General features: G+C 60.9%; 13 protein-coding genes. 6 read left to right on the plus strand and 7 right to left on the minus strand.

Annotation, left to right across the window (positions count from 1 at the left end; genetic code table 11):
* Positions 1-13: 13 nt before the first annotated feature.
* The 4 genes from gshB to ACUTSC_RS19245 all read right to left on the minus strand — a co-directional run bounded on the left by gshB (position 14) and on the right by ACUTSC_RS19245 (position 3,085).
* Complete coding sequence (gene gshB / locus ACUTSC_RS19230) at positions 14-964, minus strand: glutathione synthase (protein WP_047729854.1); 951 nt, start codon at positions 962-964, stop codon at positions 14-16.
* 10 nt (positions 965-974) lie between these two features.
* A complete protein-coding gene (gene rsmE / locus ACUTSC_RS19235; RefSeq protein ID WP_033635938.1) occupies positions 975-1,706 on the minus strand; it encodes a 16S rRNA (uracil(1498)-N(3))-methyltransferase in 732 nt (243 codons plus the stop codon).
* Positions 1,707-1,775: 69 nt separating this feature from the next.
* Entirely contained in the window at positions 1,776-2,471 is a 696-nt protein-coding gene (gene endA / locus ACUTSC_RS19240; RefSeq protein ID WP_038879275.1) for a deoxyribonuclease I, read from the minus strand.
* A 101-nt stretch (positions 2,472-2,572) separates the two neighbouring features.
* The gene (locus tag ACUTSC_RS19245; protein WP_445653499.1) at positions 2,573-3,085 is read right to left on the minus strand and encodes a SprT family zinc-dependent metalloprotease; all 513 of its coding nucleotides are present in this window, start codon (positions 3,083-3,085) and stop codon (positions 2,573-2,575) included.
* A gap of 372 nt (positions 3,086-3,457) precedes the next feature.
* Here ACUTSC_RS19245 and fumA point away from each other — a divergent pair, with 372 nt between their 5' ends.
* Both fumA and ACUTSC_RS19255 read left to right on the plus strand, forming a co-directional pair.
* Positions 3,458-5,104, plus strand: a complete 1,647-nt coding sequence (fumA, locus tag ACUTSC_RS19250) for a class I fumarate hydratase FumA (protein ID WP_033635936.1) — start codon at positions 3,458-3,460, stop codon at positions 5,102-5,104.
* Positions 5,105-5,254: 150 nt separating this feature from the next.
* Positions 5,255-6,121, plus strand: coding sequence for a helix-turn-helix domain-containing protein (locus ACUTSC_RS19255; RefSeq protein ID WP_084827149.1), 867 nt, complete (start codon positions 5,255-5,257; stop codon positions 6,119-6,121).
* Here the strand turns inward: ACUTSC_RS19255 and ACUTSC_RS19260 are convergent.
* Together ACUTSC_RS19260 and ACUTSC_RS19265 are read right to left on the minus strand one after the other, a co-directional pair.
* Complete coding sequence (locus ACUTSC_RS19260; protein ID WP_445653500.1) at positions 6,045-7,097, minus strand: XdhC family protein; 1,053 nt, start codon at positions 7,095-7,097, stop codon at positions 6,045-6,047. The two genes, ACUTSC_RS19255 and ACUTSC_RS19260, sit on opposite strands and share 77 nt — an antisense overlap.
* An 8-nt stretch (positions 7,098-7,105) precedes the next feature.
* On the minus strand, positions 7,106-7,690 hold the full coding sequence (locus tag ACUTSC_RS19265; protein ID WP_197767454.1) for a nucleotidyltransferase family protein: 585 nt from the start codon (positions 7,688-7,690) through the stop codon (positions 7,106-7,108).
* A 208-nt stretch (positions 7,691-7,898) separates the two neighbouring features.
* Between ACUTSC_RS19265 and ACUTSC_RS19270 the strand changes: the two genes are divergently transcribed.
* The 3 genes from ACUTSC_RS19270 to ACUTSC_RS19280 are packed head-to-tail and all read left to right on the plus strand — an operon-like array spanning position 7,899 to position 12,471.
* Positions 7,899-10,688, plus strand: a complete 2,790-nt coding sequence (locus ACUTSC_RS19270; protein ID WP_445653501.1) for a xanthine dehydrogenase family protein molybdopterin-binding subunit — start codon at positions 7,899-7,901, stop codon at positions 10,686-10,688.
* Positions 10,685-11,239 (plus strand): (2Fe-2S)-binding protein, encoded by a 555-nt coding sequence (locus ACUTSC_RS19275; RefSeq protein ID WP_130017607.1) that lies wholly within the window; start codon positions 10,685-10,687, stop codon positions 11,237-11,239. The genes ACUTSC_RS19270 and ACUTSC_RS19275 overlap by 4 nt, the downstream gene beginning before the upstream one ends.
* Entirely contained in the window at positions 11,236-12,471 is a 1,236-nt protein-coding gene (locus tag ACUTSC_RS19280; RefSeq protein WP_162419986.1) for a cytochrome c, read from the plus strand. Before ACUTSC_RS19275 ends, ACUTSC_RS19280 begins: the two co-directional genes overlap by 4 nt.
* 63 nt (positions 12,472-12,534) lie before the next feature.
* Here ACUTSC_RS19280 and ACUTSC_RS19285 read toward each other — a convergent pair whose 3' ends face one another.
* On the minus strand, positions 12,535-13,911 hold the full coding sequence (locus ACUTSC_RS19285; protein WP_048234660.1) for an amino acid permease: 1,377 nt from the start codon (positions 13,909-13,911) through the stop codon (positions 12,535-12,537).
* 629 nt (positions 13,912-14,540) lie between these two features.
* On the opposite strand from ACUTSC_RS19285, the gene pdhR reads away from it, so the two are divergent.
* Complete coding sequence (gene pdhR, locus ACUTSC_RS19290; RefSeq protein WP_004937490.1) at positions 14,541-15,305, plus strand: pyruvate dehydrogenase complex transcriptional repressor PdhR; 765 nt, start codon at positions 14,541-14,543, stop codon at positions 15,303-15,305.
* The last annotated feature ends 73 nt before the right edge of the window (positions 15,306-15,378 follow it).

The following is a 15,378-nucleotide window of genomic DNA, read 5'->3' on the forward strand; positions in this document are numbered from 1 at the left end:
CCCGCATGGCGCATTACTTCGCCGCCAGGCGCTTTTCAATCGCGTCCATCAGCATGCCGGTAATCGAGATCGGGAATGCCGCCTCAATTTCGCGCGCGCAGGTTGGGCTGGTCACGTTGATTTCGGTCAGGCGATCGCCGATCACGTCCAGGCCGACGAAGATCAGCCCTTTCTCTTTCAGCGTCGGCGCGACAGCGCGGGCGATTTTCCAGTCGCTCTCGCTCAGCGGACGCGCTTCGCCGCGGCCGCCGGCCGCCAGGTTGCCACGGGTTTCGCCCTGCGCCGGAATGCGCGCCAGGCAGTAAGGCACCGGCTCGCCGTCGACGACCAGAATGCGTTTGTCGCCGTCCTTGATCGCCGGCAGGAAGTTCTGCGCCATGCAGAAACGGCTGCCGTGTTCGGTCAGGGTTTCGATGATCACCGACAGGTTAGGATCGTCCTGCTTCACGCGGAAGATAGACGCGCCGCCCATGCCGTCCAGCGGCTTCAGGATGACGTCGCCGTGCTGCTGGTGGAATTTGCGGATGTGCGCGGCGCTGCGGCTGACCAGCGTGTCCGGCGTCAGTTCCGGGAACCAGGCGGTGAACAGCTTCTCGTTGCAGTCGCGCAGGCTTTGCGGCTTGTTGACCACCAGCGTGCCTTTGACTTCGGCGCGCTCCAGAATGTAGGTCGCGTAGATGTATTCGGTATCGAACGGCGGATCCTTGCGCATCAGGATCACGTCCAGATCGTGCAGCGCCAGATCCTGCTCGCTGCCGAAGCTGAACCAGTTCTCCTTGTCTTCCTTCACGCTCAGCAGGCGGGTGCGGGCGCGCCCGTCACCGGCGTGCAGATAGAGATCGTTCATCTCCATGTAGTGCAATTCGTAACCGCGGCGCTGCGCTTCGAGCAGCATGGCGAAGCTGGTGTCTTTCTTGATGTTGATGGAATCGATAGGGTCCATCACGATGCCGAGCTTAATCATCTTTTCTCCTTTAACCCAGGTCGCCGAAGCGGACCTGCAGAGCGGTAATGGCGGTGAGCGCTGTGGTTTCGGTACGCAGCACGCGTGGCCCCAGCAGAATATCAGTAAATCCGTGGTTGGTGGTCATGGCGATTTCGTCGGCGGACAAACCGCCTTCCGGGCCGATCAGCAGGCGGACGCGGTCTACCGGCTGCGGCAGCGTGTTGATGCTGTGGCTGGCGCGCGGATGCAGGTTGAGCTTCAGGCTGCCGTCCTGCTCGGCGCACCAGGCTTCCAGCGACATCGCCTCGCGGATTTCGGGAATGCGGTTACGGCCGCACTGTTCGCAGGCGGCGATGGCGATCTTTTGCCATTGCTGGATTTTCTTCGCCAGACGCTCGCCGTCCAGTTTGACGCCGCAGCGCTCGGAAAACAGCGGGGTAATGACGTTGACGCCCAGCTCGATGGACTTCTGAATGGTGAACTCCATCTTCTCGCCGCGCGAGATCACCTGGCCCAGATGCAGGTTGAGCGGCGATTCGATGTCATCCACGCGGCCGTCGCCGAGGCGCACCAGCACGCTCTTTTTGTCCACCCGAACTATCTCGGCGTCGAACACCTGGTTGCTGCCGTCGAACAACTGCAGCGCCTGGCCGGCGCTCATGCGCAGCACGCGGCCGACGTGGTTGGCGGCGTCCTCGCTCAGGGCGATCTCCGCCCGATCGGTCAACGGCTGCGGATGGTAAATGCGGGGTATGCGCATGGGTAGTCTGATCCTGACGAAACGGCGCCGCGGGTTGGCGGCGCCATGAAAGATAAAGGCTATAGTAGGTTAGCTTTTCCGCTGCTGACAAGCCTGTTGAATATAGGGGTTGTGGTTGCCCTGCACCTTGGCGATACGTGCTTCACGCTGACATTCCCATTGGCTCACCGGATATTGCCGGTTCCACACCTCGAACAGCTGGGTTTGCTGGCGTGACAGCCGCAGCTGGTAGCGATCGCGCATGTAGAAGTAGGTGCGGGCAATGGCGCCGCGGGCGCGGGCGGGCGGCTCCGCCTGTTTATTCTTGAAGTCCACCTTCATCGGGCATTGCCCGTATTGGCCTTCACCGCCGTTCCATTGGCTGTACATGAAGTTATTGCGGTCGCCGTTCACTTCGCCGATCGCCGGCTGCAGGTTGTGCAGATCGGTTTCTATCTGGCGATAGGTGGCGTCTTTGTTGCAGTTCTTGCGCCCGCCGTCCTGCCAGCACTGCAGCTGGTGGCCGAACTGCCAGGCCGGCACCACGTGTTCCCACTCGATGCGCTGCGCGCGTTGGGCGTTTTTACGCACCTGATAGCCGCAGCCGGCGAGATCCGGGATGCCCTTCTTGCCTTGCCAATCGATGCGGCAGCCGCAGTAAAAACTGCCCGGCGCATCCTGGTTAATCTTGGCCGCCGCCGCCTTGGCCTGAGAAAAATTATTGATGCCGTGCGCCTGTACGGCGCCTGCGGCGAAAACCGCCATAAACAAAATTCTGCGAAGCATATTCCAAAACAGCTCAAAATTGGAAAAGCAGGCAGGGTAACGGAACTTGCCGGCAGTGGCAAATGGCGATATTTGCTTGTTTTAACGTATAAATCGTTTAACTAAAGGTTCTCGCTAGCAAGAAATTTCAGTTTTTCGCCGCACCGGCGGCAGCGGTATTCGCTTTCGCCGCGCAGCACGCGGTTATGGCGGCGAATGGTGAGCTGGTGCTGTCCGCAGCCGCAGCGGTAGGTGAAGGTTTTGCTTTGCACCGAGGCGGTTTCGAAACGGTGAGTGCGGCTGGCGGGGGTCAGCAGTACGCTTTCCATCATCCAGCGCCATTCGCGGCCGTGCGGCGCCACCCGGCCGAATTGGCGAAACACCAGCAGGTGCGCCAGCTCGTGCGGCACCACTTCATCGATAAACGGCTGTTGGTTTTCCAGCAGCAGCACCGGGTTCAGACGGATTTCCCAGCTTTGCAGCCAGGCGGTGCCCGCGCTGGTGCCGCGTTGCTGATAGACGATGCTGGGTTCGGGGAACTCGACGGCAAAATGCCGGCGTGCCAACTGCAGCTTTTCTCGCAGGCAGCGCATCACCGCTTGTTGCAGCGCGATGGGGATTCTTGGTTTGTTCATTGCGGCCTAGCTTAAGCAATGGCGCGGCGGCTGACAATATGCCCCGGCCTAAATCCGCATCCGACGCTTTCTTGGCGCTGCGCGCCGGTTTTTCGCCACATTGATAAGACGATCGCCGCCGATGGATTGTAATCAATGTGTTAACTGCGGGATAATAAAGCGTGCATGATGAGCCTGTACCCGCAGTTCTCACCGAGCAAGGTTGAAACGCCGCCTGTGGTAATCCCTTACGCAAAGAGCGGTTATTTTGCGATTTGGCGCAATAACTGACTGATTAAAAATACGTAAGGTGGAGGCAGTTTTTTGACAAGGCGCCGAGCCGTGCGCCGCAAGTGTGAATTTAACGCAGCTGATGTTGCAAGTGAGAGATCAATGTCGAATAAACCGTTCCACTATCAAGATCCGTTCCCGCTGAAGAAAGACGATACCGAATACTACCTGCTGAGCCGCGACCACGTTTCCGTGAGCGAATTTGAAGGCCAGGAAATTCTGAAAGTTGCCCCTGAAGCGTTAACCCTGCTTGCCCAGCATGCGTTCCACGACGCCTCGTTCATGCTGCGCCCGGCGCACCAGCAGCAGGTGGCCGATATCCTCGACGATCCGGACGCCAGCGAAAACGACAAGTACGTTGCGCTGCAATTTCTGCGTAACTCAGAAATCGCCGCCAAGGGTATTTTACCGACCTGCCAGGACACCGGCACGGCGATCATCGTCGGCAAAAAGGGCCAGCGCGTCTGGACCGGCGGCGGCGATGAAGCGGCGTTGTCGCGCGGGGTGTACAACACCTACATCGAAGAGAACCTGCGCTATTCGCAGAACGCCGCACTGGATATGTATAAAGAGGTCAATACCGGCAGCAACCTGCCGGCGCAGATCGATCTCTACAGCGTGGACGGCGAAGAGTACAAGTTCCTGTGCATCGCCAAGGGCGGCGGTTCCGCCAACAAAACCTATCTGTATCAGGAAACCAAGGCGCTGCTGTCGCCGGGCAAACTGAAAAACTACCTGGTCGACAAGATGCGCACGTTGGGCACCGCGGCTTGCCCGCCGTACCACGTGGCGTTCGTCATCGGCGGCACCTCGGCGGAAGCGACGCTGAAAACCGTCAAGCTGGCCTCGACCAAGTATTACGATGGCCTGCCGACCGAAGGCAACGAGCATGGCCAGGCGTTCCGCGATCTGGAACTCGAAGCGGAACTGCTGCAAGAAGCGCAGAACCTGGGTCTGGGCGCGCAGTTCGGCGGCAAATACTTCGCGCACGATATCCGCGTGGTGCGCCTGCCGCGCCACGGCGCGTCCTGCCCGGTCGGCATGGGCGTCTCCTGCTCGGCGGACCGCAACATCAAAGGCAAGATCAACCGCGACGGCATCTGGCTGGAAAAACTGGAGCACAATCCGGGTAAATTCATTCCTCAGGAACTGCGTCAGGCCGGGGAAGGCGAGGCGATCAAAGTCGATCTCAATCGCCCGATGGCCGAGATCCTTAAACAGCTGTCGCAGTACCCGGTTTCCACCCGCCTGTCGCTGAGCGGCACCATCATCGTCGGCCGCGATATCGCGCACGCCAAGCTGAAAGAGCGTCTGGATCGCGGTGAAGGCCTGCCGCAGTACGTCAAGGATCACCCGATCTACTACGCCGGCCCGGCCAAAACGCCGGAGGGCTACGCGTCCGGTTCGTTGGGGCCAACCACCGCCGGGCGTATGGACTCTTACGTCGATCTGCTGCAATCCCACGGCGGCAGCATGATCATGCTGGCGAAAGGCAACCGCAGCCAGCAGGTGACGGATGCCTGCCACAAGCACGGCGGCTTCTATCTCGGCAGCATCGGCGGCCCGGCGGCGGTGCTGGCGCAGCAGAGCATCAAGAGCCTGGAGTGCGTGGAGTACCCTGAGCTGGGCATGGAAGCGATCTGGAAAATCGAAGTGGAAGATTTCCCGGCGTTTATCCTGGTGGATGACAAAGGCAATGACTTCTTCCAGAAGATCCAGGCCGGCCAGTGCTCCAGCTGCCTGAAATAAGCGCGGCCCCCTTCGCCGCCTGCGGGCGGTGAAGGGGAGTGTGTAAAGTCCTGTAGCTTGCTGGACGTCGAGTTTTAACCTGTATACCCTACGCGGATAGCACTAAAATTCGACTAATGGAATATCGGCAACAGAAGGTTCGGCAAGCACATGGGTACGCAGGAAAGTCATATCAAGGAATTGCTGGTCTGGATTGAAGATAACCTGACCAATCCGCTGTCGTTGGATATCGTTTCCGCCAAGTCAGGCTATACGAAATGGTACCTGCAGCGCATGTTCAAGAAGCAGACCGGGTTGTCGTTAGCCTCGTACATCCGCGCTCGCCGCCTCTACCTCGCCGCCTTCGCCTTGCGTTTCACGCAGAAGAGCATTCTCGATATCTCGGTCGAATACCAATTCGATAACCAGCAGACGTTCTCGCGCTGTTTCAAGAAACACTTCGCCGAATCGCCCAGCGTGTATCGCCATGCCCGCAAGCAGGACTTCAGCAATCTGGTGCGTTCGCTGGCGGCCAGTCAGCCCGGCGATATTCAGGTTGAACGCGTCAGCATCGCCCGCGGGCAATATGCCTTTCACGGCAAACAGTACGCTTATCACCTGGATATCGAGAAGCTGGACAAGTCGCACCTGCCACAGCGCAGCGCGCTGCGGGGGCAGTTCTACACCTTGTTGGGCGAGCGCCCGACGCAAACCTATTCGTTTACCCAGCTGGTGCCGGACGGCGAACGGGTCAGGGTCGATTATACCCTGGGCGTGACGACGGAATACCCGCTGCGCGAAGGCGTGGTGCTGGAGCCACTGCCGGAGATCCACGGCGAGTTTTGCCGTTTTCGCTATTCCGGCAAGCCGGTGGCGCTCAACGACCACATCATTCAGATCTATACGCAGGTGTTGCCCGAAATGGGGCTGGCCCGCGGTGACGGGCCGGACATTACGGTGTTCAGCTATTCGCTGAGCGGGAAAGAGGAGCTGCATCTGGAGCTGCAGCATCTGGTGCCGGTGGTGCCGCTGCATTGATCCCGTCGGCGGCCGGCAGCCGGTTTTTTTGCTGCACGATCGCCGCCATCACCGCCAGGGCGATCTCCGCCGGGGTTTTGCTGCCCAGCGGTAGGCCGATCGGCGCATGGATGCGTTCCAGCTCCTGCGGGGTGAATTCGGCAATCAGCTGCAAACGCTGGCGCCGCCGCGCGCTGTTTCTGAGCGATCCCATGGCCCCGATGTAAAACGCCGGTGTGTGGATCGCTTCCATCAGCGTCAGGTCGTCCATGCGCGGATCGTGGGTCAGCGCCACGACGGCGGTATTGGCGTGGCACCCCCCCTCTTCGATGAATTTGGCCGGAAACTGGCGCAGCAACGTCACGCCCGGTTTCAGCTCGGCGGCAAAGTTATCCAGCACCTCCGGGCGGTTCTCGCACACCAGCACCTCAAACCCCAGCGCCACGGCGAAATCGGCGCAGTACAGCGCCACGCTGGACAGCCCGGCGATCAGCAGGCGCGGCGCGGCCGCGATGTGCAGGGTGATCTGCTCGAGCCGGCGTTCGACCTGCGTGGCGCTGGTGAAGTGGCTCTGCTCGAGGCTGTGGCAGGCGTGGGGTAGCGTCAGGCGTTTGATCAACGCGTGATGCCCTTCCAGCGCGCCGGCGATGCGTTGCAGGTAAGCGATGCTGTCTTCACCCGCCGGCAGGTATTCGATCAGCACGTCCAGCACGCCGCCGCAGGGCAGCGCCACGTTGGGCGTCATGCCGCCTTCGCCGTAACGGATCACCTGGCTGGCCGCCTGGTACTCCCCGGCGGCCACGCGGCGCAAAAAATCCTCCTCCACGCAGCCGCCCGACAGCGAACCGCTGTAGCGGCCGTCGCGGGTCGCCGCCATCAGCGCGCCCGGCGACCGCGGCGAAGAGCCGTAGGTACTGAGCACGGTGCATAACCAGACCGGCTGTTGCTGCAGCCAGCTTATCGCCTGGCTGACCACGGTGACATCAAGATGTTGCATAGGTGAATTTACTCGCTGGCCGGGAGTTGCGATGGAAGATCAATATCCTGCACGACACCGGGGTGCTCAAGCGGCAGCAGGTGCACTGCCGCGCCTTGCAGCAGTTCACGCGCGCCATTATCGCCGCGCAGTTGGCAAAGTGGTTTGCGCAATAGGGCGGAAAAGCCGACCGGATGGCCGGGCTGTTGCGCATAGCAGGGGCGCACGATCGCGTGCTGCCGTAAGGCATCCGCCACCTGCCGGAAAACCTCGGCGCCGACGAACGGCATATCGGCCAGGTGGATCAGCCAACCCTGCCAGTGCGGCGTGGCCGCAACGCCCGCGGCGATCGAGTCGCCGAGGCCCGAACTGGCGAGTAGGGTGACCGGCACCTGATTGGCGGCGCAGGCTGCCAGCACCGGCAGATTATCCGGCCGGGTCACCACCTGTACCGGCAGGCCGGAGGCCAATGCCTGGCGCAGGGTGTGTTCGAACAGCGATCGCCGCTCGCCCGCCGCATCGGCAAATCCGGCGTTCAATTTATTGCCCTGGCCGCCGGCCTGAATAAAGCGCTCCCCGCGTCCGGCGGCGGTAATGACAATGCCTGTGGTCATGGTTGAAGTCCGCGTTTGCGCAAATTATTTATTAGCCTACAAACTACCTGTGTTTTGCAAATGTTTTTTTGTTGAAAACAGTCTGTTAATCATCACATAATTTTAGTTATAAGCATATGCTTATGACGTCTACGGCAAGGTCGTCAGCGTTTGCGCAACAACACCGCGAACAAAAACCAATTACAAGAAAGACGTGAAGGACTTATTTATGAGCAATTTCAACCCGTCGCGGCGCCGCTTTATCAAAAGCGCCGTGATTGCGGGGGTGTCTGTGTATCTCGCGCCCCTGTACAGCCGCGCCTACGCCGCGCTGTTCGAGCAAAAAATCCTCCAGTCACCCAACTGGGATCCGCAGACCAAACGCGTCCGTTTCCGCATCGACGGCCGCGCCAAGGTCATGGGGCAGAAAGTGTTCGCGCGCGATATTCGCGCGGTGGACATGCCGCACTGGCCGCAGAAACAGGCGCACGCCTTCATTCTGCGCGTCACCAAAGCCGACCGGCTGTTCGAGGGGGTCGATCTGTCGCTGTTGGGGGATGACCTGCAGCCGGATCGCCTGGTGACGGCGGAAGATCTGGCGCGCGACGGCCTGGCCTTCCCGGCGTTCTACGGTGACGACATGCTGCTGCCGAGCGGCAAAACCCCGGCCTACCTCGGCCAGGCGGTGGCGATCCTGATCTATCACGACTTCGCGCGGTTCCGCTTCGCCAAGGACAAGCTGAAATTCCGCGAAGAAACCATCAAATACGGCGCGGTCACCGGCCCGCTGGAGCGCGATCCCTGGGGCAGCTTCCGCTATGTGCGGGTGGGGGGCGATCAGCCGTTCGACGACGATCGCTTCTCCAGCCTGAAGGACACGCCAATCTTCCCGGTATCGATGAAAAAACACCTGCCGGTGTGGCCGGAAGGACGCGAGGGCGGCAAGCTGGATCAGGAAGGCATGCGCTATGCGGGCCTGATCGCCGACGAGATGGCCAATCCGCCGGCCGATTGGCTGGTGATGTCGCGCCGCTACACCACGCAGTCGATCGACACCTCGGCGCTGGAGCCGGACAACGCCAACGGCTGGTTCGACGCCGAGACACAAACGCTGCATCTGGTGGTGCCGACCCAGTCGCCGCAGGAAGTGGCCGACGAGATGCCGCGCATGCTGGCCAAGCGCAACCCGCCGGTGAAACAGCTGATCCTGCACCCGTGTTACACCGTGGGCTACGGTTCGAAAGATCACTACAACTTCCCGTATTACGGCGCGGTGGCGGCGATGTACGGCGATGGCCACCCGGTGCGCCTGGCCAATGACCGCTTCGAGCAGTTCCAGACGGCGCTGAAGCGCCACGCGTTCGATATGAATTACCGCATCGCGGTGAATCGCCAGACCGGCGTTATGCAGTCGTTCCTCGGCGACATGACCGCGGACGGCGGCGGCCGCAGCAACTTTACCCCTTCGGTAGTGATGGTCGGCGCGACCGCCGCCCAGTCGATTTACTACTTCCCGAAAAGCGATCTGTCGTCGGTCGGGCTGGCCTCGCGCGCCATCGATGCCGGCTCGGCGCGCGGTTACGGCACGCTGCAGAGCATGGCCGCCACCGAGATGATGGTGGACGAGCTGGCCGCCGAACTGAAGATCGACCCGATCGAATTCCGCCTGCGCAACGTGTTGAAATCCGGCATGAAAAATACCCAGGGGGCGATCCCTGCCGGTGCGATCCGCGCCGATGAGGTGCTGGAGAAGGCGGCGAAGCATGAGATGTGGCTCAAGCGCGCCGAACGCAAGGCCGAGTTTGAGGGCCGCCATCCCGGCAAGCGCTATGGCGTTGGCTTCGGCTGCGTGCAAAAAGACTTCGGCACCGGGGCGGAAACCTCGTTCGCCCGGGTGGCGCTGAGCGAAGACGGCCGCATCACGCTGCATCACAGCGGCGCGGAGATGGGCACTGGCATGTCGACCTCGCAGTCGGTGCTGTGCGCGCAGTGGCTGGGCAAACCGGCCGACGAAGCGCATTTCTCGGTCACCGACTGGTCGGTGCTGCCGATGGTCACCAGCGGCGATCCTTACCTGATGTCGCAAGAGGAGCAGGACAAGCTGCAAACCAACCCTAACTGGACGCCGAGCTACTGTTCGCCATCCAGCGCCAGCAACTCGGCCTATTATTTCTCGCACAGCACCCGCGAAGCGGCGCGCCTGATCTTCGATCACGGCCTGTGGCCGGCGGCGATGGCGCTGTGGCAGGCCGGTATCGGCGGCGGCCAGGCGGCGCCGCTGGTGGTGCGGCGTGAAGATGCGCGTTGGGTCGAAGGCGGCCTGACGGCGGCGGGCATGTCGGTGCTGAGCCTTGAGCTGCTGGCCAAGACGGCTTATCAGATGGGCGGCGTCACCGGCGCGGCGGTACACGTCTTCAACCGCTGGCAGTGGGCGGAGGCCGATTTCACGATGAACGGCAAAAGCGAACGCCTGCCGATCGACGGCATGGCGCTGCGCAATGCCGGCGGCGAATTCACACCGCTGGCGCGTGGGCAGGTCTACTACCCGCCAACCCAGCGCAACAATGCGGCGGTGACCTACTACAGCGCCGTCGGCACGCTGGCGGAAGTGGCGGTGGATATCGCCACCGGCCAGGTGGAATTACTGAATCACCATTCGATCATGGAGTGCGGCAACCTGATCGTGCCGGAACTGGTTTCCGGCCAGCTGCAGGGCGGGCTGGCGATGGGTATCGGCCATGCGCTGCACGAATATTTACCGCTGTACGAAGACGGCCCGGGCAACGGTACCTGGAACTTCAACCGTTACCACCTGCCGCGCGCCAGCGACGTGGCGGTGTGGAAACAGAGCGGCGACATCCTGCCGGCGCTGTCGGAAACCGATCCGCCGAAAGGCATGGCGGAGGTGGTGATGATCCCGATCGTGGCCGCGCTGGTCAACGCCATCGCCGACGCCACCGGCCACCGTTTCCGTGATTTGCCCGTTCGTGCAGAAAATATTCGTGAGGTATTACAATGAGCATTAAAACCCAGCCGATCTCCCTGACCATCAACGAGAAACCGTACGGCCCGATCGAGGTGCCGGAAGGCTTGATGATGATCGATTTCCTGCACGAGTACCTTGACCTGACCGGTTCGCGCCTCGGCTGCGGGCAGGGCATTTGCCACGCCTGCGTGGCGATCGTCGATCACCCGAGCGGCACCAGCGAAGAGGTGCGCACCTGCATCACCGGTGCACATTTCTTCAACGGCAAGAAAGTGCGTACCGTCGAAGGCCACGCCAAGGTGGACGAGCAGGGCGAGGTGGTTGAACTGTCGCCGATCCAGCAGGCGTTTCTGGAGCACTACAGCTTCCAGTGCGGCTACTGCACGCCGGGCTTCGTCAACGCCGCCACCATTTTCGTGGAAAAGCTCAAGCGTGAGCCTATCGCTCGCGAGCAGCTGGAAAGCGCCATCGAGCAGGCGCTGGACAGCCACATCTGCCGCTGTACCGGCTATGTGCGCTACTACGAAGCGGTGCGCGACGTGGTGCTGAAAACGCCGGGCCTGCTGAAGGAGACGGCGCAATGAAAAAACGTCTCGCAGTATTGATTTTGCTGGTGGCGATCGTGGTGATTGCGCTGCTGTGGTGGCGGGAAAACCGCCGTTACGACGGCCCGGTGCAGCAGGTGACCGCCGGCGCCGAACAGATCGCCCGCGGCCGCTATCTGGCGCAGGCCGCCGACTGCGCCGCCTGTCATACCGCCAGCGGCGGGGCGCCGTTGGCCGGCGGCTATCCGCTGGAAACGCCGTTCGGCACGATTTACGGCAGCAATCTGACGCCGTCGGCCGACCACGGCATCGGGCGCTGGACCAAGGACGACTTCTTCCTGGCGCTGACGCAGGGCGTGGCGCCGGGCGGGCGACACCTGTACCCGGCGATGCCTTACACCTCGTACAAGGGCATGTCGCGTCAGGATGCCGACGACATCTACGTTTACCTGATGACGCGCCCGGCGGTGGACGTGGCCATTCCGGCCAACGAGATGCCGTTCCCGTTCAACCAGCGCATGGCGCTGATCGGCTGGAACCTGCTGTTCCGCAGCCAGGATCCGCTGCCGGCCAGTTCGCAGGGCAGTTCGCCGCAATGGCAGCGCGGCCGCTATCTGGCCGACGTGCTGGGGCACTGTGGCGAATGCCACACGCCGCGCGGCGCGCTGGGGCAGATGGATCTCGCCAAGCCGATGCAGGGCGGCGATCTCGGCCGCTTCATGGCGCCGGACATTACGCCGCACGGTCTGGCGCAGCGCGGCTGGACGCCGCAGGACGTCAGCCGCTTCCTCAGCACCGGCCTCGCGCCGCAGGGTTCCGCCTTCAGCGAGATGCACATGGTGGTGGATCTCAGCACCCGTCATTTGACGCCGGAAGACCATCAGGCGCTGGCGCTGTATCTGATGGGCGAGCAGCCGCCGGCGGCGGTGCCGGTGAAAATGGGCCAGGGCAGCGATGCCGGGCGTATGGCCTATCTGGATCAGTGCGCCGGCTGTCACGCGCGTGAAGGCGAGGGCAAACCGCACGTGGCACCGGCGATGCGCGATAACGCCACGCTGCGCCAGGCGGACGGCAAGAACCTGATCGTGTCGGTGCTGGACGGCCTGCCGGCTCAGCAGTTCCCGAACGATGAAAGCATGCAGAGCATGCCGGGCTTCGGTGAGCGGCTGAGCGATGCCGAAGTGGCGGAGCTGGTGAATTACCTGCGCGTGACCTGGGGCGGCTTGCCGGCGGACATCACCGCCGAGCAGGTGAAAGCGCTGCGCAAGTAAGCGGCGTTCAGGCGAAAAAAATGGCCCGCATCTGCGGGCCATTTTATTGCGCGGTCACTGGGTTCAACGGCTGGTGACGCCGTCTACGCGTTGGCTGCGCTGTTTGATGGCGTAACCGACGGCCAGGATCGCCACCCACACCGGGATCAGCAGCACCGAGATTTGAATGCCCGGCGTCAGGTACATGATCACCAGGATGCCGGCCATGAACAGCAGGCACAGGTAGTTGCTGAACGGATACCAGAACGCTTTGAACTTCGGCACCACGCCTTCGCGATTTTTGGCGGCGCGGAACTTCAGGTGCGCCAGGCTGATCATCGCCCAGTTGATCACCAGCGCCGACACCACCAACGCCATCAGCAGTTCGAAGGCACGGCCTGGGATCAGGTAGTTAATCAGCACGCACAGCGCGGTGGCGAGGGCGGAGATACCGATGGCCACTACCGGCACGCCGCGGCCGTCGACCTTCAGCAGGCTTTTCGGGCCGTTGCCCTGCTGCGCCAGGCCGTACAGCATGCGGCTGTTGCAGTAGACGCAGCTGTTGTACACCGACAGCGCGGCGGTGAGCACCACGATGTTCAGCACGGTCGCCACCAGGTTGCTGTTCAGCGCGTGGAAGATCAGCACGAACGGGCTGCCGCCTTCGACCACTTTGCCCCACGGGTACAGCGACAACAGAATGGCCAGTGAACCGATATAGAAGATCAGGATGCGGTAGATTACCTGATTGGTGGCTTTCGGAATGCTTTTTTGCGGGTTGTCGGCTTCGGCGGCGGTGATGCCGACCAGCTCGAGGCCGCCGAAGGAGAACATGATCACCGCCATCGCCATTACCAGCCCCATGACGCCGTTGGGGAAGAACCCGCCCTGCGCCCACAGGTTGGTGACGGTGGCCTCCGGGCCGCCCATGCCGCTGAACAGCAGGTAGGCGCCGAACACGATCATGCCGATAATCGCCACCACTTTGATGATGGCGAACCAGAACTCCATCTCGCCGTAAACTTTAACGTTGGCCAGGTTGATGGCGTTGATCGCCAGGAAGAACACCGCGGCGGAGACCCAGGTGGGGATCTCCGGCCACCAATACTGCACATAGATGCCGACCGCGGTCAGCTCCGCCATCGCCACCAGGACATACAGCACCCAGTAGTTCCAGCCGGAAGCGAAGCCGGCAAAATTGCCCCAGTATTTGTAGGCAAAGTGGCTGAAGGAACCGGCGACCGGCTCTTCCACCACCATTTCACCCAGCTGGCGCATGATCAGAAACGCGATGAAGCCACCGATGGCGTAGCCGAGAATAACCGACGGGCCGGCCATTTTTATTGTTTGAGCGATACCGAGAAATAACCCGGTGCCGATTGCGCCACCTAAGGCGATGAGCTGAATATGGCGGTTTTTCAGGCCGCGTTTCAGCTGGTCACCATGCTGTTGACCATCCATCAATCTAACCCTCTGTCGTTGTGAATGCCCACATGCCTGTAAAGCAGTGGTTACGATGTGTGTTTTTTTATTTACGGCGTTATAGCTATTAATTCAACGGCGCCGCTACCGTTTGGCAGAGAATAATGTTATGCGCGTCGGTTTGCACCTGCTTTGTCGTGTGAGTGATTAAGATTGCAGCAGTTTAGGAAACAAAATGCGGGTTGTGTGACGGCAGGGGGGATTCAGTGCATGAAATAAGCAACAAATCACATAATGCGCAAAAATAACGTAGATCTGAACGGCGGCGTGCGTTCAAATAATGAACGAACTCCCGTTGCACTGCTCGCCAAATAGTCATTCATCAAAGCGTCATAACCATGCAATAAAACTCGGGCAAAAAGTTTGCACTCTGCCTTGCGTAAGGTTTGGTAAAAGTTAAATCCCAAACCCGGCGCGTAAATGGTAATACCATCACGGCGTTACCGGTTTGCAGCGGGGTTTTCAGCGGGGTGTTAAAATGTGCGGGTAACCTGATTTCGATCAAGGCCCGTATGGACAGGAGGTGAATACTTTGTTACTTTACCGTCACGTTTTTGAAATTGGTATTACCAATTGACTCCGCGCCATTCGCAGAGAAGAATTCACTCATGGCCTACAGCAAAATCCGCCAACCCAAGTTGTCAGATGTTATCGAGCAACAGCTCGAATACCTGATCCTCGAGGGGACACTGCGCCCAGGCGAAAAACTGCCTCCGGAGCGCGAGCTGGCGAAACAATTTGATGTCTCCCGTCCTTCTCTGAGAGAGGCCATTCAGCGCCTGGAAGCGAAAGGGCTGCTCCTGCGCCGTCAGGGCGGCGGCACCTTCGTGCAAACTAATCTGTGGCAGAGCTTCAGCGATCCGCTGGCCGAGCTGCTGGCCGACCATCCCGAATCACAGTTCGATCTGTTGGAAACCCGTCACGCGCTGGAAGGCATTGCCGCCTATTACGCGGCGCTGCGCGGCACCGATGAAGATCTGGCGCGCATCCGCGACTGCCATATCGTGATTCAACAGGCTCAAGACAGCGGCGATCTCGACGCCGAAGCCGATGCGGTCATGCAGTATCAAATCGCCGTGACCGAAGCTGCCCACAACGTTGTGTTACTTCACCTGCTACGCTGCATGGGGCCGATGCTGGAACAGAACGTGCGTCAGAACTTTGAATTGCTCTACTCGCGCCGTGAGATGTTGGCAAAAGTGAGCAGCCACCGCGCCGGGATTTTTGAGGCGATTGTGGCACGCGAGCCGGAAAAGGCCCGTGAAGCCTCGCATCGCCACTTGGCGTTTATCGAGGAAATCTTGCTGGATCTCAGCCGGGAGCATACTCGGCGCGAGAGATCGCTACGGCGTCTCCAGCAACGCAAGGATTAAGAGCTGTCCTCTTCAGGGTACACCAGCCTGCGGGGGTTAAGTTCGAGGTACTTAGTTAAGTACTTAAGCGGCA

The sequence above is a fragment of the Serratia sp. TSA_105.2 genome, assembly GCF_052692115.1.

What these genes read in the sequence shown, in the direction of transcription:
- gshB (WP_047729854.1), bottom strand. Translation starts at nt 964, where the DNA reads ATGATTAAGCTCGGCATCGTGATGGACCCTATCGATTCCATCAACATC.
- rsmE (WP_033635938.1), bottom strand. Translation starts at nt 1,706, where the DNA reads ATGCGCATACCCCGCATTTACCATCCGCAGCCGTTGACCGATCGGGCG.
- endA (WP_038879275.1), bottom strand. Translation starts at nt 2,471, where the DNA reads ATGCTTCGCAGAATTTTGTTTATGGCGGTTTTCGCCGCAGGCGCCGTA.
- ACUTSC_RS19245 (WP_445653499.1), bottom strand. Translation starts at nt 3,085, where the DNA reads ATGAACAAACCAAGAATCCCCATCGCGCTGCAACAAGCGGTGATGCGC.
- fumA (WP_033635936.1), top strand. Translation starts at nt 3,458, where the DNA reads ATGTCGAATAAACCGTTCCACTATCAAGATCCGTTCCCGCTGAAGAAA.
- ACUTSC_RS19255 (WP_084827149.1), top strand. Translation starts at nt 5,255, where the DNA reads ATGGGTACGCAGGAAAGTCATATCAAGGAATTGCTGGTCTGGATTGAA.
- ACUTSC_RS19260 (WP_445653500.1), bottom strand. Translation starts at nt 7,097, where the DNA reads ATGCAACATCTTGATGTCACCGTGGTCAGCCAGGCGATAAGCTGGCTG.
- ACUTSC_RS19265 (WP_197767454.1), bottom strand. Translation starts at nt 7,690, where the DNA reads ATGACCACAGGCATTGTCATTACCGCCGCCGGACGCGGGGAGCGCTTT.
- ACUTSC_RS19270 (WP_445653501.1), top strand. Translation starts at nt 7,899, where the DNA reads ATGAGCAATTTCAACCCGTCGCGGCGCCGCTTTATCAAAAGCGCCGTG.
- ACUTSC_RS19275 (WP_130017607.1), top strand. Translation starts at nt 10,685, where the DNA reads ATGAGCATTAAAACCCAGCCGATCTCCCTGACCATCAACGAGAAACCG.
- ACUTSC_RS19280 (WP_162419986.1), top strand. Translation starts at nt 11,236, where the DNA reads ATGAAAAAACGTCTCGCAGTATTGATTTTGCTGGTGGCGATCGTGGTG.
- ACUTSC_RS19285 (WP_048234660.1), bottom strand. Translation starts at nt 13,911, where the DNA reads ATGGATGGTCAACAGCATGGTGACCAGCTGAAACGCGGCCTGAAAAAC.
- pdhR (WP_004937490.1), top strand. Translation starts at nt 14,541, where the DNA reads ATGGCCTACAGCAAAATCCGCCAACCCAAGTTGTCAGATGTTATCGAG.